The organism is Candidatus Woesearchaeota archaeon, from assembly GCA_016928155.1.
Taxonomy (GTDB): Archaea; Nanobdellota; Nanobdellia; order Woesearchaeales; family JAFGLG01; genus JAFGLG01.
The window spans coordinates 94,047-110,863 of sequence record JAFGLG010000005.1 but is presented as its reverse complement, the minus strand read 5'-3'; the positions used below and the strand labels follow the sequence as shown (position 1 = coordinate 110,863).

General features: G+C 47.0%; 20 protein-coding genes. 14 read left to right on the top strand and 6 right to left on the bottom strand.

Features of this window, described 5'->3' with window-relative positions; all coding sequences use genetic code 11:
• Nucleotides 1-37 precede the first annotated feature (37 nt).
• On the top strand, nt 38-1,348 hold the full coding sequence (locus JW968_02290) for a tRNA (N(6)-L-threonylcarbamoyladenosine(37)-C(2))-methylthiotransferase (GenBank protein ID MBN1385787.1): 1,311 nt from the start codon (nt 38-40) through the stop codon (nt 1,346-1,348).
• Here the strand turns inward: JW968_02290 and JW968_02285 are convergent.
• The gene (locus JW968_02285; protein ID MBN1385786.1) at nt 1,345-1,917 is read right to left on the bottom strand and encodes a VIT1/CCC1 transporter family protein; all 573 of its coding nucleotides are present in this window, start codon (nt 1,915-1,917) and stop codon (nt 1,345-1,347) included. The genes JW968_02290 and JW968_02285 overlap by 4 nt on opposite strands.
• Complete coding sequence (locus tag JW968_02280) at nt 1,914-2,204, bottom strand: DUF211 domain-containing protein (protein ID MBN1385785.1); 291 nt, start codon at nt 2,202-2,204, stop codon at nt 1,914-1,916. The genes JW968_02285 and JW968_02280 overlap by 4 nt, the downstream gene beginning before the upstream one ends.
• A gap of 112 nt (nt 2,205-2,316) precedes the next feature.
• Between JW968_02280 and JW968_02275 the strand changes: the two genes are divergently transcribed.
• The 12 genes from JW968_02275 to JW968_02220 all read left to right on the top strand — a co-directional run bounded on the left by JW968_02275 (nt 2,317) and on the right by JW968_02220 (nt 12,022).
• Complete coding sequence (locus JW968_02275; protein ID MBN1385784.1) at nt 2,317-2,838, top strand: hypothetical protein; 522 nt, start codon at nt 2,317-2,319, stop codon at nt 2,836-2,838.
• Nucleotides 2,810-3,040, top strand: coding sequence for a hypothetical protein (locus JW968_02270; GenBank protein MBN1385783.1), 231 nt, complete (start codon nt 2,810-2,812; stop codon nt 3,038-3,040). The genes JW968_02275 and JW968_02270 overlap by 29 nt, the downstream gene beginning before the upstream one ends.
• 137 nt (nt 3,041-3,177) lie before the next feature.
• Nucleotides 3,178-4,074 (top strand): dihydroorotate dehydrogenase, encoded by an 897-nt coding sequence (locus tag JW968_02265; protein MBN1385782.1) that lies wholly within the window; start codon nt 3,178-3,180, stop codon nt 4,072-4,074.
• Nucleotides 4,067-4,855: a dihydroorotate dehydrogenase electron transfer subunit gene (locus JW968_02260; protein ID MBN1385781.1), complete on the top strand. Its 789-nt coding sequence runs from the start codon at nt 4,067-4,069 to the stop codon at nt 4,853-4,855. Before JW968_02265 ends, JW968_02260 begins: the two co-directional genes overlap by 8 nt.
• A gap of 1 nt (nt 4,856) precedes the next feature.
• Nucleotides 4,857-6,155 (top strand): dihydroorotase, encoded by a 1,299-nt coding sequence (pyrC, locus tag JW968_02255; GenBank protein ID MBN1385780.1) that lies wholly within the window; start codon nt 4,857-4,859, stop codon nt 6,153-6,155.
• Nucleotides 6,156-6,319: 164 nt separating this feature from the next.
• On the top strand, nt 6,320-6,523 hold the full coding sequence (locus JW968_02250) for a hypothetical protein (protein MBN1385779.1): 204 nt from the start codon (nt 6,320-6,322) through the stop codon (nt 6,521-6,523).
• On the top strand, nt 6,507-6,764 hold the full coding sequence (locus tag JW968_02245) for a hypothetical protein (GenBank protein MBN1385778.1): 258 nt from the start codon (nt 6,507-6,509) through the stop codon (nt 6,762-6,764). The genes JW968_02250 and JW968_02245 overlap by 17 nt, the downstream gene beginning before the upstream one ends.
• A gap of 157 nt (nt 6,765-6,921) precedes the next feature.
• Nucleotides 6,922-8,220 carry a methyl-accepting chemotaxis protein gene (locus tag JW968_02240; protein MBN1385777.1) on the top strand — a complete coding sequence of 433 codons (1,299 nt, stop codon included), beginning with the start codon at nt 6,922-6,924 and terminating at the stop codon, nt 8,218-8,220.
• Between the two features lies 1 nt (nt 8,221).
• Nucleotides 8,222-9,040, top strand: coding sequence for a chemotaxis protein CheW (locus JW968_02235; protein ID MBN1385776.1), 819 nt, complete (start codon nt 8,222-8,224; stop codon nt 9,038-9,040).
• Nucleotides 9,041-9,403, top strand: coding sequence for a response regulator (locus tag JW968_02230; GenBank protein ID MBN1385775.1), 363 nt, complete (start codon nt 9,041-9,043; stop codon nt 9,401-9,403). It begins immediately after the preceding gene.
• An 8-nt stretch (nt 9,404-9,411) separates the two neighbouring features.
• On the top strand, nt 9,412-11,337 hold the full coding sequence (locus tag JW968_02225) for a chemotaxis protein CheA (protein MBN1385774.1): 1,926 nt from the start codon (nt 9,412-9,414) through the stop codon (nt 11,335-11,337).
• A gap of 73 nt (nt 11,338-11,410) precedes the next feature.
• Nucleotides 11,411-12,022 (top strand): hypothetical protein, encoded by a 612-nt coding sequence (locus JW968_02220; GenBank protein MBN1385773.1) that lies wholly within the window; start codon nt 11,411-11,413, stop codon nt 12,020-12,022.
• Here the strand turns inward: JW968_02220 and JW968_02215 are convergent.
• The gene (locus tag JW968_02215; GenBank protein ID MBN1385772.1) at nt 12,009-12,680 is read right to left on the bottom strand and encodes an HAD family hydrolase; all 672 of its coding nucleotides are present in this window, start codon (nt 12,678-12,680) and stop codon (nt 12,009-12,011) included. The genes JW968_02220 and JW968_02215 overlap by 14 nt on opposite strands.
• A 31-nt stretch (nt 12,681-12,711) precedes the next feature.
• Nucleotides 12,712-13,329 (bottom strand): hypothetical protein, encoded by a 618-nt coding sequence (locus JW968_02210; protein ID MBN1385771.1) that lies wholly within the window; start codon nt 13,327-13,329, stop codon nt 12,712-12,714.
• 456 nt (nt 13,330-13,785) lie between these two features.
• Between JW968_02210 and JW968_02205 the strand changes: the two genes are divergently transcribed.
• Nucleotides 13,786-15,900 (top strand): beta-propeller domain-containing protein, encoded by a 2,115-nt coding sequence (locus tag JW968_02205; GenBank protein MBN1385770.1) that lies wholly within the window; start codon nt 13,786-13,788, stop codon nt 15,898-15,900.
• Nucleotides 15,901-15,919: 19 nt separating this feature from the next.
• On the opposite strand, the gene JW968_02200 is transcribed toward JW968_02205, so the two are convergent.
• Together JW968_02200 and JW968_02195 are read right to left on the bottom strand one after the other, a co-directional pair.
• Nucleotides 15,920-16,147 (bottom strand): DNA-directed RNA polymerase, encoded by a 228-nt coding sequence (locus JW968_02200; GenBank protein ID MBN1385769.1) that lies wholly within the window; start codon nt 16,145-16,147, stop codon nt 15,920-15,922.
• Nucleotides 16,148-16,252: 105 nt separating this feature from the next.
• Entirely contained in the window at nt 16,253-16,780 is a 528-nt protein-coding gene (locus JW968_02195; protein MBN1385768.1) for a hypothetical protein, read from the bottom strand.
• Nucleotides 16,781-16,817: the final 37 nt, after the last annotated feature.

Genomic DNA, 16,817 nt, shown 5'->3' with positions numbered 1-16,817 from the left:
AGAAGAAAATAAAAATGATTCTAAAATCACATACAAGATGGCAAAAATCCATTTCATAACCCAGGGCTGCAGCATGAATCATTCAGATTCTGAGGTGATGATGGGCCTGCTCAGGGAGGCTGATCACGAGATCATCGGTGATGAGAGAGATGCAGACATCATCATATTCAACACCTGCACAGTAAAGGGCCCGACTGAATCATTCTTCAGGAAAAAGCTGGAAGAGCTGGAGAAGGAAGGAAAAGTGGTCATTGTTGCTGGCTGCATCCCGCAGTCTGATCCAGGTGCCGCAGGTAGCCATTCTTGCATAGGGACTTATCAGATTGATAGGGTAGTGGATGCTGTCACACAGACTCTTGACGGCAGCAATGTGAGAATGCTGGACAGGGTCCACTCGCAGAGGCTCAATCTGCCGAAGATGAGGAATAACAATATTATTGAGATAATCCCGATCAATGCAGGCTGCATTGACTCATGTTCATACTGCAAGACAAAGCAGGCGCGTGGCATTCTTCATTCTTACCAGAAGGAAGATATAATCCGGCAGGCAGAGCAGGCAATCAATGAAGGTGTCAGGGAGATCTGGCTCACAAGCCAGGATACAGGCTGCTATGGATTTGACAGACGCCCAGAAAAATATTTTCTTCCGGATCTCATCAATGACATCAACGATCTGGAAGGCGACTTCATGGTAAGGGTTGGTATGGGCAATCCCAATAATTTTATGCAATTCCTCCCGGAGCTTATCAGGGCTTTCAAGGGAGAGAAGATTTTCAAGTTCCTGCATTGTCCAATACAATCCGGCAGTGATTTTGTCCTGAGAGCGATGAGAAGGAGATACACAGTTGGAGATTACAAGAGGATTATTAATGAATTCAAGAGAGTGATTCCGGGCATGACCTTCTCGACTGACATTATCTGCGGTTTCCCGACTGAAACAGATCAGCAGTTCCAGGATACAATCAGCCTTGTAGAGGGGACCCGGCCCGCTGTGATGCATATCTCAAAATTCTGGCTGAGGCCTGGCACTGAAGCTGAAGCCCTGGAGCCTGTATCTGATAGGAAGCGTGTGCAGAGGAGCAGGATGATGCGTGAGATCCATCACAGGATATCAGGAGAGGAGAACAGGAAGTGGCTCGGCTGGCAGGGAAGGGTGTTGGTTGAAGGCCATGGCAAGAACAACACTTGGATAGCAAGGAACTTTGCTTACAAGCAGATAATAATACAGAAGGATATGATCCAAAAGGTTATGATCCAAAAGAATAGCCAGGAGAATATGATTGGGATGTTCATTGATGTCAGGGTTGTGAAATCTTCAGAATTTTATCTGCATGCAGAACCGCTCTAGAAAAACCCGCCGACAAAGTAGAGCAGCACTGCAGTCAGCCCGCCGACAAGAAGGGTCCTTATCATATATTTCAGCACCCCGTCCTTGCTTATCCTCCCGACATAATAGCCAAGTCCGGAAAGGACAAGGAATACAAGCGTGAATGACAGGTAGTACATTGTTGTTATGCTGCCGACAAGATCATGCAATATGAAAGGAAGGAGTATCAGCATCGACAGTGCAAGAGGTGATATCCCGCTGATGAAAGATGTGAAGATCGCGCTCCATCTTGCAGCCTTGCCCTGGTTTGTCTTCCTCAGCTTCTTGAGCATGGCTCTCTCTATCTTCCTGAGCTCTGATTTCTTCTCTGCATCCTCGCTGAGGTAGGTGCTGGCGAAGCCGGATATGCCGAGTGCGAGGGCAACGCTCAGCCCTGCAACCAGCACCAGTCTCGGATCCCTCATGCCTGCGAAGAAGCTGCCGGCAAGTATGCCGAGTATTGATATTGTGCCGTCGAATCCGTTCGTGACAAAATATCTTCTTGCTATCTCATGGCTCTTTGTGAGCTTCAGGTATGAGCTGGGATTCATTTTCCTACATTGAGGTACTTCTGAGAATTGATCATCTCTCTGCCGACAGAGACTTCATCGATGCTGTGGATGCTTGCTCCGAGGGATTCTATGTGCTTCTTGAGCTCTTCAAAATCAATGTCTCCGACCGCTACAAGCTCAACAGATTCTGTCTTCTCATCTATCTCGACCACTCGCAGGTTTATGGAGACCCCTTCCATGCTGTTGATTATCTCCTTCCCGAATTCCAGGATATTTGGCTGGTGGGGCTTTAATATGTCTAATATCAAAAGGTTCACTTTGATCATCAAACCACCTCAACCATGGCTCCGGAAGGTTTGCCTTTTAAATATTTTGGCTGGGAATCAATACATTTATATACAAAAACGCTTAAAAGTTTTTAGAAAAAGGGTTGGGAAAATGGGTGTCAGCAAAATCACTAAGAGAAGCAAGGATGCTCCTATTTCTGAAATTACTTTGAGAAGGTATGAGAGGCCTTTTGACCTGACTGACAGGGAGCTTGTCAGGAAGCTCTGCCTCTCTTTCGGTCTTCTCCAGCCTGGTGATTCCAGGGATATTGTTGTTGATGTGGTCTATGTGATCCTCAGCAGTGGGAGGGATAAGGTCCTTATGGGTTCTGAAGAGATACGGGATAAGGTGATAGGGCTCAGGAAGCATAATAATCTCTCAGTCAATGGCACTGCGTCATCGAATATCAGGAGACAGATCAAGAGGCTGCGAGAGATGCATCTTGTTGAGAAGGTCAAGAACAATTATCGCATCACTGAATTTGATTCACTGAGCAATATTTTTGCGACCAGGATCGAGACATATCTCCTGTCCACAGTCAAGGAGAGGGTCTTGGAGTATGCATCGAAAGTCGATAAGGAATTTGGATTGGAGAGGTGGGATCATGGCAAAGAAAAAGACAACCAAAGCTAAAAAGACAGCACCGGCTGTATCTGCTGCGTCAGCATGCGCTTGCTCAAGAGGGCCGTGTTATTGCTCAGCAGTTCTTGCATTGCTTGTGATAATCTTCACTTGGATGAGCGGCGCTTGGACCCATTGGGCCATAACCATCGCTGCTGCAATACTGCTCTTGCTGAATCTTACAGGTGTCTGTTGCTGCATGGGCAGGCATTGAGTTTTGGGATTTTTTTTAATTTTTACTATTTGTATCCTTTAATCATTTGATAATTTTATTTTTATCATTTGATCAGTTAATGATTTTATTTTCGTGATTTCATCAAGGGGGTGGCGAGAATAGATGTTTCAGTTAAGCTGCATAATATTGAACTGGAAAACCCGACTGTACTGGCCTCTGGGATAATGGGCGTGACTCCTTCATCTCTGAAGTTCTGCGAGCAGAACGGCGCTGGCGCCCTGACCACTAAATCCATAGGCCTTGAACCGAGGAAAGGGCATCCTAATCCTACAGTTATTGAATTCCCTGCGGGCATCATAAATGCAGTCGGCCTGTCGAATCCTGGCGCCCGTGCAGGTGCAGGTGAGATTGTCGAGGCCAGGGCGCGATGCTCTGTCCCGGTATTTGCATCGATATTCGGGAGGACTGTTGATGAGTATGGTGAGGTTGCCAGGATAATCGGCGAAGCAGGCCCCCACATGGTCGAGGTGAATGTTTCCTGCCCTAATGTCGAGTCTGAATTCGGCAGGATGTTCTGCATGGATCTCGTGGCCTTGCAGAAGGTCACCCAGATTGTCAAGGATAATGTGCATTGCCCTGTATTTGTGAAGCTGAGCCCTAATGTCCCTGACATAAAGAACGCTGCTATCGCTGCTGTCGCCGGAGGGGCTGATGGCATAACAGCAATAAACACTGTGGGCCCAGGCATGCTGATAGATCCTGTCTCAAGGAAGCCTGTTCTTGCGAACATTGTGGGAGGCTTGTCAGGTCCGGCTATCAAACCGATTGCAGTGCGCTGCGTCTATGACATAAGGAAGGTTGTTGATGTGCCCATAATCGGTGTGGGCGGGATATCTTCCGGCAATGATATTGTCGAGATGCTTCTTGCAGGCGCGAATGCAGTGGGCATAGGGTCTGCTGTCTGGTACAGGGGGGTTGATGTTTTCAGGACTTCTGTCGGGGAGCTTAAGGATTTCATGCAGAAGAATGGTTATTCAGACGTGAATCAGCTTGTGGGTGGTGCTCATGAATAAGCCTGTCTCATTGAGGATAAGCAGGATAGTCGAGGAGGCTGAAGGGGTCAAGACATTTTATTTCCGTCATCATATCGAGGCATCTCCCGGCCAGTTCCTCATGGTCTGGCTTCCGGGTGTTGATGAGAAGCCGGTCGGTGTCTCTTATCAGGATGAGGCTTCTTTTGCAGTAACTGTGCGTTCAGTGGGCCCTTGGTCATCCAGGATGCATGCCCTGGAGGTCGGGGATATTCTGGGGATAAGGGGGCCTTATGGCTCAAGCTTCAGTCTTGAAGGTGAGTTGATAATCTGCGTGGCAGGAGGTTATGGCGCTGCTCCCCTGGCTTTCCTTGCAGAAGAGGCAAAGAAGAGGGGTCTTGAGGTAGATTTTGTTATCGGTGCCCGTGATGAGAGCAAGCTTCTTTTCAGAGAGAGGCTGGGATCAGGAGGTGTGAATTATCTCCCTGCTACTGACGACGGCTCATGCGGCCACCATGGCTTCTGCACTGAACTTCTGGAGAGAAGGATCCAGGAGAGGAGCCCTGATAAGGTGTTTGCTGTCGGTCCGGAGAAGATGATGAAGTCTGTGGTCACTCTGTGCGAGCGTTATGGGATCCCTGTCGAGGTGTCTCTGGAGCGCTATATGAAATGCGGTTTCGGCGTCTGCGGCCAGTGCTGCGTCGATGATTCAGGGTTCAGGATGTGCAAGGAAGGGCCTGTGCTTGATCAGGAAAAGCTGAAGAAGGTGAAGGAATTCGGCGAGTACCGTCGTGATGCTGCCGGGAATTTGGTGAGATTCTGATATGATACTGAAAAATGTGAGGATGCTTCTCAATGGGAGGCTGGAGCCTGTGAATCTCTCTTTCTCTGATAAGATTGACATCATCTCAAAGCACCCTCTGGAAGGCGATGAGGTTGTCGATGGCAACAATAATATCCTGCTGCCCGGCATGATTGATCCTCATGTCCATTTCAGGGAGCCCGGCCTGACCAATAAGGAGGATTTCTACACAGGCTCGTGTGCTGCAGCAGCCGGCGGCGTGACAACAGTCTGCGATATGCCGAACACTGTGCCTCCGACAATAACTAAGGGGAAGCTGATGCAGAAGCTTAGGATGGCCAAGAAATCCATTGTCAATTTCGGCCTTCATTTCGGTGCTGCTCTCAATAATCTTGAGGAGATAAGGCTTGCCAATGATGTGAGTTTCTCCCCTGCTCTCAAGGTGTTCATGGGATCCACTACAGGAGAGCTTTTCATTGATGATGCTCTCATCCTGAAGCAGGTCTTCAGCGCCTCAAGGAAGATAATAGCTGTGCATGCCGAGGATGAGAGGCTTATAGAGAAGAACATGGCCCATTTCAGGGGCGAGCATGATCCCTCAATCCATTCAAAGATAAGGAGCCATCAGGTTGCTGTCCAGGCTGTGATGCGCGCCATCGAGACTGCAAGGGCCACGAGGTCTGAGCTGCATATCTGCCATCTCTCGACGAGCGATGAGCTGCAGGTGATCCGGGACAAGAGGTTTCCCTTGAGCTGGGAAGCCACCCCTCATCATCTTTTCATGACGATCAAGGACTACAAGAGGCTGGGAAATTGCGCGAAGATGAATCCTCCTCTCAGATATGATGCTGACAGGCAGGCTCTTTGGGATGCATTGAAGACAGGCAATAACTGTTTTGTAGCATCAGACCATGCACCACATTCCCTGAAAGAGAAGCATGAGGATTATTGGAAGGCTCCTGGCGGCGTGCCAGGTGTCGAGACCTCTCTCCCTCTTCTTCTCAATGAGGTGAATAAGACAGCTCTCTCCTTGTCCAGGCTGATCAATATAACATCGCTGAATGCTGCACTGAGGTACAGGATGATAGGGAAGGCGAGGATCAAGGAGGGCTATGACGCAGATCTTGTGCTTGTTGACATGAAGATGAAGAAGCGTATTAAGAATGATGATCTCTTCACCAAGTGCGGCTGGTCCCCTTTTGAGGGAAGGGAGCTTCAGGGATGGCCGGTCAAGACCTTTGTGAATGGCAATCTTGTCTTTGAGGATGGCAGCATATATGATGAGAAGAAGGGCAGGCCGATACACTGTAAACTGGATTGATTGCTGGATTGGTTGCTGGATTGGTTGCAGGATTTGCTGATCTGGTTATCATGATTTCAAATCAAAACATTTATAAAGACTTGTATGCAAAGCATACCCCATAGTGATTGCATACTGAGCACTCACTCTATTATCTGCGGAAAAGAGGTGTTTTTGGGCTGGGGGTGGTTAATATTGAGAAAGAGATGATAGTCACTGACTTGACTGATACTTCAATACGTATCAAGCGCCAGACAAAAGAGATGCTGGACAGGCTTGATTTTGTTTCTAAGAATGACAGCTATAATTCCATAATAATCGAGCTCATAGATAATTACAGGACAAAGGATCAGGATCATGATGTGACCCTTCATGAAAGAACTAATTAGGATTTTTGAGAAGAGGAGATCGAATCTTGTTGACCTGCTTGAGAAGCAGAGGGATACGATGGATGCTGCTGAACAGCACCAGGTCTATGGTGCAGTGAATGAGATAGACCTTTTTCTGCGCACAATGCAGCATTACTATGATGAGAAAGCCGATGACAAGGAGATAATAAGGCATGCTGTCACAAATGAGCCCAATCTTCTTGATAAATGGAAGCAGAAGCTGCGTGATATGCTTGAATGAGAAAAAGCCTCTGGAATCGTGGATGTTGGTCATGGCAATCTTTCATGGCAATCTTTAGTACTCTAAAGTGAATATTAATCTTTATATAATATATTATTAATGTACTTTTAAAGGGGTTAGAAGACTGGAAGTCAGGGACTAAAAAAGAGGATGATTAATGGCAATTATTAGGCTGAAAGGACTGAAGCAGACATTGGTTGCCGGTGTTCTGCTCATCATATTCTTCATGACATTGGCTTACATTTTTGTCATCTCGAACATCACAAGGCTCAGTGACCTGACAACTGATACATGGGTCCTCCTGACTCTTGACATCTTCATAGGGATAATAGTGGGTATAGCTATCGCCATCTACTTGTCCAACATAATCGATAAGCAGCTCAAGGATCTTGTGAAGGATATGAGCCGTGTAGCGAAGGGCGACTTGACTTTCGAGCTGAGCGAGAGCATAATCATAGATAAGTACAACATGATAACTGATGTTGCATTTTCCTTCAATATCATGGTAGAGAATCTCAAGGAGCTTGTAAAGCAGATCCATTCCAGCTCCAGGCTTGTCTCTGAGAACTCTGTCAAGCTCACGAAATCCAGCGAACAGGTCAACAAGAACACCGATGACATCCTCAAGGCCATTCATTTCATTGCAGAGGGTGCTGAGGTGCAGAGCAACAGGATTGCTGAGACATCCCAGTTCGTGAGGAACATAGCGGCATTGTCTTCTGCTGTGACTGATTCTGCGAGGATTGCGGTGTCATCCTCTACCAAGGCAAATGAGACAGCGAGGTCAGGTGCCATCACAGCCAAGGATTCTGTGACGAGGATGAATGATATCATCTCTGCTGTGAGGAACAGCTCTGAGGTCATCGGGGGCCTGAATGACAAGACCCAGAAGATTGGCAGGATCATAGATCTCATAAATAAGATCGCAGAGCAGACCAATCTGCTTTCATTGAATGCTGCGATTGAGGCAGCGAGGGCAGGGGAGGCCGGCAAGGGATTTGCTGTCGTCGCTGACCAGATAAGGAAGCTCGCTGAGGAGTCGAGCAGAGCCACTGGCCAGATAAACAGCCTGATCTCTGAGGTCCAGGGCAGCGCTGATGATGCGGTCAACAGCATGAATGTCAGTTCAAAGGAAGTCGAGAAGGGTGCTGAGGGCGTCCGAAACACACTTACATTGCTGGAATCTATTTCTTCTATGGTGCAGGATGCCTCCCATGAGGTTAAGGATATCTCAAGCGCAATCGAGAAGCAGGTGGATGCCATCAAGAGCATCGAGGTCTCAGTGGACAAGATCGCCAAGATTTCCGAGGACAGCGCGGGCTCGACTGAGGAGGTCTCAGCTTCAGCAGAGGAGCAGGCTTCTGAGATAAGGGAGGTGGCGAAGTCTGCGCAGGAGCTGGCGAAGGCCATCAATGAGCTCAAGGATATGACAAATAGGTTCAGGATAAATCTGTAAAATGGTGCAGTCCTATCTGAAGGATATTGAGGATGAGATACCTGAGGTCAGGTTCAGGAAAGTTCTGGTATTCAGGATACTGGATGAGGAGTTCGGAGCGGATATCAGCGACCTGAAGGAGGTTGTCCAGAGCTCAGGCCTGACAAGGGTGCCTAATGTCAAGAGCTATGTCTCCGGGATAATGAATCTTAAGGGCACAATATGTCCTGTCATCGATCTTGCGAGAGTCTTCAATTTCCCTGATGAAGGGGAGAAATCGAGGATACTCATAGTTGAGGTTGAGCCGAATGAGATCGTCGGCATAATGGTGGATGCTGTCGAGGAGATTGTCCAGATAGACGAGTCGTCTGTAGCGCCTCCTCCGCCGGTCATAGCAAAGAGGATTAATGTGAAATACCTTGAAGGCGTAAGCATTGCAGAGGACAGGATGATAATACTCGTGGATCTTATGCAGATGGTCAAGGACCTGGAGCTCGGCAAGGAGGTGCAGGACAAGGCTCCTGTGCCGGTGAAGAAGCAGGGGGATGCAGAGGGAGAAAGACCTGAGGGGCTGGCAAAATTCCACATCCCTGAGAATCCTTTCTGGCTGGATGGTATGAGGATAAAGAATCTTGTCCATCTGAGGAAGCACCTGCTCCAGATAACTGACGAAGATTTCAGGAGATACCTCAACCAGGAGAAGAATGATTTCGCCAACTGGATTGAGCATGAGTTTTCAGGCATCAAGGATCATGGCAGGGTAGTCGAGAGCATCAGGAAGGTACAGGGCAGGGATGATATGGTGAAGGTTCTGGACAGGATAATCAAAGGAGGTGCTTAGATGGCATTGAGGGTATTGGTTGTGGATGACTCTAATTTCATGAGGAGCATGATAAAGAACATCCTGAAGGAGACAAGCGTGAAGGAGATACTGGAGGCTTCTGACGGTGATGAGGCTGTCAAGATGTTCAGGGATAATGAGCCTGGACTTGTATTCATGGATATCATGATGCCCAAGAAGAACGGCATTGAGGCCCTGAGGGAGATCATGAAGATAAGGAAGGATGCCGTTGTTGTCATGTGCACCTCTGTGGGCCAGGAGAAGATAATCAATGAGGCTATAGAGGCTGGGGCGAGGGATTTCATCACTAAACCTTTCAGGGCAGATGAGATAAAGAATATCGTCGCCGCAAATGACAAGTGAGGTGCGGCATGCAGGAGGTTGCTGCATACAAGGATGAATTCCTGAGTGAGGCCAAGGACCAGATAACGAAGATAAACACCCTGCTCATCAACCTGGAGAGGGAGCCTGGAAATCTTGATTATATCAATGAGATATTCCGTTTCTGTCATACCCTGAAGGGGAATTCTGCTGCCCTGTCTTACAAGAGGTATTCCGCGCTGGCGCATTCTGCTGAGAATCTTCTCGGCAAGATAAGGTCAAAGGAGCTGAAGGCCACGCCAGAGGTCATTGATGCGCTTTTCCGGGCAGTGGATCTCCTTGATGCAGGGATCGACCTGATCAGGGATGACCGCGAGCACGAGCTCTCCACTGATGAGATGGACCGGGAGCTGGCGAATCTCTCAGGGGATAAGGATATTGTCTCTGAAAAGCAGGAGGTGCAGACGAGATTCCCGCTGGCAGCGCCCGCAAAGGCGCAGATAAGGAAGAGGCTGGTTGAAGGATTAAGATGCCTTAGGGCCGTGATCCTGTTCAAGAAGGCCTGCAATTTCAAGAAAGCGAAGAGCATGATAATAAAGAGGGACCTGGAAAGGGTGGGCGAGGTCCTGGCAGTCAACCCGAAATTCGATAGTATGGCTGAGGACAGCTTCAATTTCTTCGAGCTGATAATAGCGGTGACTGCCGGTCATGAAGACTCGATCAGCAGTGTCCTGTCAGGCATAACAGAGACTTCAAAATTCTTTGTCATCGGGTGGGATGAGGAGATGAATCCTGATCTGCTTCAGGCAGAGGCTCCGCAGGTGTTTGCCCGGCCTTCAAGATCCATCAGGATTGACATCAAGAAGCTCGATCATCTCCTGAATCTTGTGGGAGAACTGATAATCAGCAATATAAGGCTGAGGCAGATATCTGAACGGGCAGGGAATAAGGAGCTTGTCGAGCTCGCGAATAGTCTTGACCTGATTGTGCGTGAGATACAGGATGAGGTGATGGATGAGAGGATGCTTCCCCTAAAGCAGATGTTCTCAAAACTGCCAAGGGTCGTGCGTGATCTGGCGAACCAGGCAGGGAAGAATGTGAATCTCATCATTGAGGGGGAGGATATTGAGATAGACCGCACTGTATTTGAGGAGATAGGTGATCCGATGATGCACATGCTGAGGAATGCGATAGATCATGGCATCGAATCGGCTGAGGAGAGGCAGAAAGCAGGAAAGAATCCTGCAGGGACCATCAGGATCATCGCCAGCAGGGGCAGGGATTCTGCAACCATTGAGCTGATTGATGACGGAAGGGGGATAGATCCTGTCAAGGTCAGGGAGGCTGCTGTCAGGAAGGGCATCATCTCAATGCAGGAGGCTGAAAAGCTGAGCCCTCAGGAATCACAGAGGCTCGTGTTCAGGCAGGGTGTCTCGACTGCAGAGAAAGTGACATCTGTATCAGGAAGAGGTGTAGGCATGGATGTTGTGCAGTCGAAGGTCAGCTCTTATGGAGGTTTTGTGAAACTGGCTTCAAAGCCTGGTGAAGGCACATCTATAAGGCTGCATATTCCATTGACTCTTGCTATAATAAAAGCGCTGCTTGTCAATGTCAGGGATCACGTCTTTGCCATACCATTGACGAATGTACAGAAAACATTCCATATAGAACAGGGCGCCATCAGGTCTATCCAGATGCAGGAAGTTATTATCCATAACAAACGTCAGGTCCCTGTTCTCAGGCTTGATGATTTTTTCGGCATCAGAGGCGGCCCTGGTCCAGGTCGTCATATTGCTGTTATTGTGGAGAAGGATGAGAGGCCTGTGGCCTTATTGGCTGATTCGATATTCAATGAGCAGGAGATCCTCATCAAGAGCATGGGCAGGGTCCTGAAGGATGTGAAGGGGATTGCCGGTGCGACAATACTTGGTGATGGGAGGATATGCATGATACTGGATGTCATGTCCCTGTTTTAGGCATAATGCGGTTGATGTTGCATTGTTGATGGGATGTGGTTTATGTGAGGATGGGTTGAGGTGTTGGATTAGGATGGACAAGAGATACCGTGATCCACTGTCAGAGGTGGTGAATGTAGGCGCCGGCAATCTGGCAACAGCTCTCTCTGCCTATTTCAAGGAGAGGACAATCAGCGACCCAATAGATCTTGATGTGATATTTGCTAGGTTCCAGACATTTGATGAGATAAGGGATATCATATTTGCAGAGGAGGAAGTGGTGATAAGCTATACTGCTGTCTATGATAATGGTTTTAATGGCTTCTTCATGCTTCTCTTCCCTTTCAAAAGCGCTTTGATGATCTCGGGGATCATCTCCAAGGACTCCCATATCGATTATCTGACTCCAAAGGATGAGGAAGAGCTTGTCCAGCTATCGGAGGTATCGACTATGGCATATCTGGATTCATTGAATTCCTTCCTTAAGATGGGGATCAAGCATCATCCTGTGAAGATTGTCATATCAAAAGCGCCCAGCGTCGAGCATTTCATCAAGGAGGTCTCTGGCATCACCCCCAAGGATCTCATGCTGTTCCAGGTGAATTTCAGGACAAAGAGATCCTTCTATGAGGGGGACATCAAGGGTCTTCTGATTCTCAAGGACACTGAGGGCCTGAAGAAGAAGATTGATTCTATGGATGCATGAATAATTCCAGCAGCTCTTCTGGCTTGTTGACTGTGTGGTCTGGATTCTCTGCGATGAGCTTTGTCACATGTCCATAGCCCCATGTCACAGCTATGCTCCTTATGCCGGCATGCCTGGCTGCCTGGATATCAAACCTTTGGTCGCCGATATAGGCACATTCCTCTTTTCTTGCTCCAAGCTTTTCGATGCACAGCAATATGAGGTCAGGTGCCGGCTTCTCCCTATGGGCTGTTCTCCTGTCATATGTTATGACATGCGTGAAATATTTGTCGACATGATGCTCTTTCATCCATTTATGGACCACGAACTCCCTGTTGGATGAGACGATGTTCAGGCTGAACCCTTTTTCATGCAGTTCCTTCAGTATGCTTGGCATATTCGGGAACAGTTTTACATGGTTGCTGTCATTGAACTTCCTGAAATATCCAGTGAGCGCATCAAGCTCTTCCTTGTTGTCAAGGTCAAATCCCCAATCCTCATACATGAGTCTGAATGGTTCTTTGTAATATTCCCTGAGCTCGTCGATTGTCTTGATATTGTATGTTTTTCCGAATTTCTTGCATGCTGCCTTGAAGAACTTGTGCTGGTGCTCGAATGAGTCAGCGATCACGCCGTCCCAGTCAAAGATTATGTGCTTAACACCATTTATCTGTGCCATGCTATTGCTGTTGGAGAGATGTATTTAAAGATTATGCAGCATCGAGAAATTTCTGGGGTGTCGGATCATTTATGTCTGTTATGCCATGGGGGAATTTTTTCCTCATCTCATCATAAAGATGTATATATGCATCAAGATTGGGGGTTATCATGAATTCTCTGCAGGTATCCCTGTTTCGAGCATAGAGTTCGTCTGTCTCGTATTTGTATAGGATGTGGGCAGCATGATGTGCATCGTTCACAAGCGGGTATCTCTTGTCGAACTTCTTGCCGGACCTGATCTCACTCGGCCTCTGAGGTCCTGTCAGCCATTTCAGCATCCTCATAGGCTCTCTCGGGATGCATCCGTCGATGGCTGCAATCTCCAGCGGGCTTAGGCTTCGTATGAGTTCAGCGACCACCATTATCTTAGCTTTTGTGTACCCCATAGCTTCTTTCTGTTCCTTTGTCAGTACGATATACCTGAATGCCTTGTCTGGCTTCAGGTATTCGCTGATGTCAGGATTGGGATTGTGGCTCTTGGATAGGCCTTTGAATTGTTTTAGGAATCCAGGATTCATCGAGAAGACAGCGACATATATTTCAGGGAAAGAGCCATGGTTCTTTTCATCTATCCCTGCATATCCTTTCCGTTGGTATAGTATTGCCAATTTATATGGGTGCGGTCAGGATTCATTATAAAGATTTGGCATCTGGCATAGGTGACGAAAAGCATTACATTTATAAGTGCATATATGAATGAAAATACTATTTATTACACTTATTATTATTGTAATTGAACAACACAAGATTATCATGACTGTCAATCATACTTATTATCAATATTGATTATTGGATTATTGAAAATGACGCCTGTCATTTTCAGGGGTTTAATACCACGCCCTTCAGGGCGTCATTTTCAATTCCAAACCATAAAATTGCAAAGCAATTTTAGGGCCCCAAAAATCAAAGATTTTTGAGGGAATCGCACGATAAAATACCCCAACCTTCAGGTTGGGGATTAGTGCGATTTTTGTTATTGGATATTATGTATAGCTTCAATCCGGACCAAAATCAAAACAAACTATATATCCAAGTGTATATTTATTAGAAAAAGGGTGATACTTATGAGAAAGATAATCGCGGTCATTGCATTGTTCAGCATTGTTTTTTTAGCAGCTTGCCAGCAGACCACACCTCCTCCGGACAAGGTGGTTTACAGGTATGGTGCGGGCACTTATGATGAGCTTAAGTTTGATTATGGCGCAGAGGTGAAGACACTCACATTCGATACTGAAGACCAGCTTCTCAGCTTCATTAAGGATAACTCAGGCGCAAATCTGGGCTATGGCTCTTCTGTCAAGATGCAGGGTGCCTCTATAGAAAGACTCTCAGAGCCGATGCCTGCTATGGACATGGCTGAGTCTGCGCCAGCTGCAGGCGCAGATTATGATGGCCTTGATTATTCCGGGACAAATGTCCAGGTCCAGGGTGTTGATGAGGCGGATATAATCAAGACTGACGGCAATTACATCTACACTGTCACCGGACAGACATTGTTCATTATCAGGGCTTATCCTGGCGAGGATGCTGAGATAATATCGACAATCAGGTTTGATCAGCAGATAGAGTCCCTTTTTGTTGATGGGGATTATCTTGCTGTGTTCGGGAATTATTATGACAATGATTATTATAAGAAGATAGATATTGTGCCGAGGCAGGGCATGACCTTCTTTGATGTCTATGACATCAGCGACAGGAGCGATCCTGAGCCGATCAGGAAGTATAAGTTTGAAGGCAATTATTTCAGGGGCAGGATGAGCGATGGCTTTGTCTATATGCTTACCACTTCACAGCCAGAGTACAGGCTTGAGATGCCGACTCCTTTGATAATTGAGGATGATGTGGTGAGATCTGTCCCGATTGGGCATGTCCATTATTTCAACATCCCTTACAATTATCCGATGTTTGTCAATATACATGCCCTCGAGCTTGGCTCAGGTGATATGGATTCTGTTTCAGTGGCTGTCGAAGGCTCCCAGGAACTCTATATGTCAGGGAATAATATCTATGTGACTTATGGCGAATATGTCAATGAGTATGATATCCAGAAGGGCATAGTCATGGAGCTGCTTGAGCCTCATCTTGCAGAGAAGCACAGGGATCTCATCTCTAAGATAAAGCAGACAGACAATGCTGTGCTTTCAAGGCTTGAGAAAGAGGCGAAGATATATCAGGTGTATGAGTCTGTGATCGTTACCCTTGACGAGGACGAGCAGGAGACGTTTGAGGAGAGGGCTGAGGGATTATTGGAGCAGAGGCTTGAGGAGATAAAGTATTTTGAGTACACTGTCATCAACAGGATTGAGGTGGATGGCCTTGATATCGATCCTGAAGCCAATGGCAAGGTCCCTGGAAGAGTGCTCAATCAGTTCTCCATGGATGAATATGATGGTGTGTTCAGGATTGCGACAACCCTGAGCCCAAGGTGGTCAAGATTTGAAGGTGAGCGATCCTTGTCTTCAAACAATGTTTATGCTCTGGATATGGATCTTGGCATAATCGGAGAGCTTGAAGGCCTTGCAGAGGATGAGAGCATCTTCTCCACAAGGTTCATGGGTGACAGGCTTTATATGGTGACTTTCAAGCAGATTGATCCTTTCTTTGTCATTGATCTGAGCGATCCGACTGATATCACTGAGCTTGGGAAGCTTAAGATACCTGGTTTCTCCAGATATCTGCATCCTTATGATGAGGATACCATAATCGGCATCGGCAAGGATACTGATGATGGCAGGCAGGCAGGCCTCAAGGTCTCGTTGTTTGATGTGTCTGATGTGGAGAACCCGGAGGAGATCGCCAAGTATGTGACTGAATCAGATTATGCTGACTCAACTGCCCTTTGGGAGCACAAGGCATTCCTCTTCTCCAAGGAGAAGGAGCTGATGGTGATCCCGGCATACAGCATGGATTATCGGGACGGCCAGCAGAGCTATAACGGGGCATTTGTCTTCCATATCACAAAGGATGAGATTGAGCTGCGTGGTCTTGTGGATCATTCAGAGGGCTTCGCCGGTGACCAGCCTGGGTGGGGATATTATCAGCCTGCTGTCGAGAGATCATTGTATATTGAGGAATTGCTCTATACAAAATCTCCTGGTCTCCTGAGGATCAATGAGATAGAAGACCTTAGCTCAGTCAAAGAGATTCAACTGAGCTATGGTGATATAAAAATTTATTAGATTTTTTTATCTTTTAGAATCAGTAGCTTTTCCTTTTCCTGTAGCATTCTTTGCAGTATACTGGTCTCGGATTGCCGTCTGCATCCTTTCCTGGTTTGAACGGGACTTCGCATTCTTGTCCGCATTCTGAGCAGGTTGCTTTGTGCATTTCCTTTGGACCGAAATCGCGGCCTCCTCTGAATCCTCTTCCGCCGCCTCTGCCTGCGCCCCTGTCAAATCCTCGGTCGCTCCTATCTTCATATCCCATATTCTTCACCTATTCATTTTCTTAGCTATATACACATGAACTGGAAATAGGTCATCTGTATAGCTTGGCATGGTTTTTATATCTCTTGTATTTAAATTTATCCTTTCATGCTAAAGCCCCGATTTTGGCCATTATAGCCTCTGTCTCGAGGTTTGGGTTATCCAGTGCCCATTTATAAAGCAAAGGCGAGAGGGTTGCTGACAGGAGGACATTGCCTGCCAGATGATAGAGTGTGAAATGTATCTGTCCGATCAGGGTGTCCATGAAGCTCTGGTTGAAGAATATCATGCCTGTACCAATGCCGGTTATTGCATCATAGATGATAGTGCCGATTATGGCAAAACCCACATAATATCTTATCTTGTTCTCTCTTTGTTTCAGGTAAATCCCAGCGCAAGAGGATATCAGGCAATAGGTCCCAATTGTCAGTATTGACCACACACCTATTGTCCTCGTGATTAAGTCAAAGAGGAGCATCGCAAGTGATGTGAAAACCAGACCGGACATCCAACCCCATCGTTTCGCGAATGGCATCATTGTTGCCATTATCGGCTCCACATTCGGTGGGTGGGGCATCAGTCTTAGGAGAAGCACAGTCAGCAGGCCTATGACATATTTGGCAAGATTTTTCATATGGCCTGATTTTTTCCTTTTTCACTTAAATATTCAG

What these genes read in the sequence shown, in the direction of transcription:
- JW968_02290 (MBN1385787.1), top strand. Translation starts at nt 38, where the DNA reads ATGGCAAAAATCCATTTCATAACCCAGGGCTGCAGCATGAATCATTCA.
- JW968_02285 (MBN1385786.1), bottom strand. Translation starts at nt 1,917, where the DNA reads ATGAATCCCAGCTCATACCTGAAGCTCACAAAGAGCCATGAGATAGCA.
- JW968_02280 (MBN1385785.1), bottom strand. Translation starts at nt 2,204, where the DNA reads ATGATCAAAGTGAACCTTTTGATATTAGACATATTAAAGCCCCACCAG.
- JW968_02275 (MBN1385784.1), top strand. Translation starts at nt 2,317, where the DNA reads ATGGGTGTCAGCAAAATCACTAAGAGAAGCAAGGATGCTCCTATTTCT.
- JW968_02270 (MBN1385783.1), top strand. Translation starts at nt 2,810, where the DNA reads ATGGCAAAGAAAAAGACAACCAAAGCTAAAAAGACAGCACCGGCTGTA.
- JW968_02260 (MBN1385781.1), top strand. Translation starts at nt 4,067, where the DNA reads ATGAATAAGCCTGTCTCATTGAGGATAAGCAGGATAGTCGAGGAGGCT.
- pyrC (MBN1385780.1), top strand. Translation starts at nt 4,857, where the DNA reads ATGATACTGAAAAATGTGAGGATGCTTCTCAATGGGAGGCTGGAGCCT.
- JW968_02245 (MBN1385778.1), top strand. Translation starts at nt 6,507, where the DNA reads ATGAAAGAACTAATTAGGATTTTTGAGAAGAGGAGATCGAATCTTGTT.
- JW968_02240 (MBN1385777.1), top strand. Translation starts at nt 6,922, where the DNA reads ATGGCAATTATTAGGCTGAAAGGACTGAAGCAGACATTGGTTGCCGGT.
- JW968_02235 (MBN1385776.1), top strand. Translation starts at nt 8,222, where the DNA reads ATGGTGCAGTCCTATCTGAAGGATATTGAGGATGAGATACCTGAGGTC.
- JW968_02230 (MBN1385775.1), top strand. Translation starts at nt 9,041, where the DNA reads ATGGCATTGAGGGTATTGGTTGTGGATGACTCTAATTTCATGAGGAGC.
- JW968_02225 (MBN1385774.1), top strand. Translation starts at nt 9,412, where the DNA reads ATGCAGGAGGTTGCTGCATACAAGGATGAATTCCTGAGTGAGGCCAAG.
- JW968_02220 (MBN1385773.1), top strand. Translation starts at nt 11,411, where the DNA reads ATGGACAAGAGATACCGTGATCCACTGTCAGAGGTGGTGAATGTAGGC.
- JW968_02215 (MBN1385772.1), bottom strand. Translation starts at nt 12,680, where the DNA reads ATGGCACAGATAAATGGTGTTAAGCACATAATCTTTGACTGGGACGGC.
- JW968_02205 (MBN1385770.1), top strand. Translation starts at nt 13,786, where the DNA reads ATGAGAAAGATAATCGCGGTCATTGCATTGTTCAGCATTGTTTTTTTA.
- JW968_02200 (MBN1385769.1), bottom strand. Translation starts at nt 16,147, where the DNA reads ATGGGATATGAAGATAGGAGCGACCGAGGATTTGACAGGGGCGCAGGC.
- JW968_02195 (MBN1385768.1), bottom strand. Translation starts at nt 16,780, where the DNA reads ATGAAAAATCTTGCCAAATATGTCATAGGCCTGCTGACTGTGCTTCTC.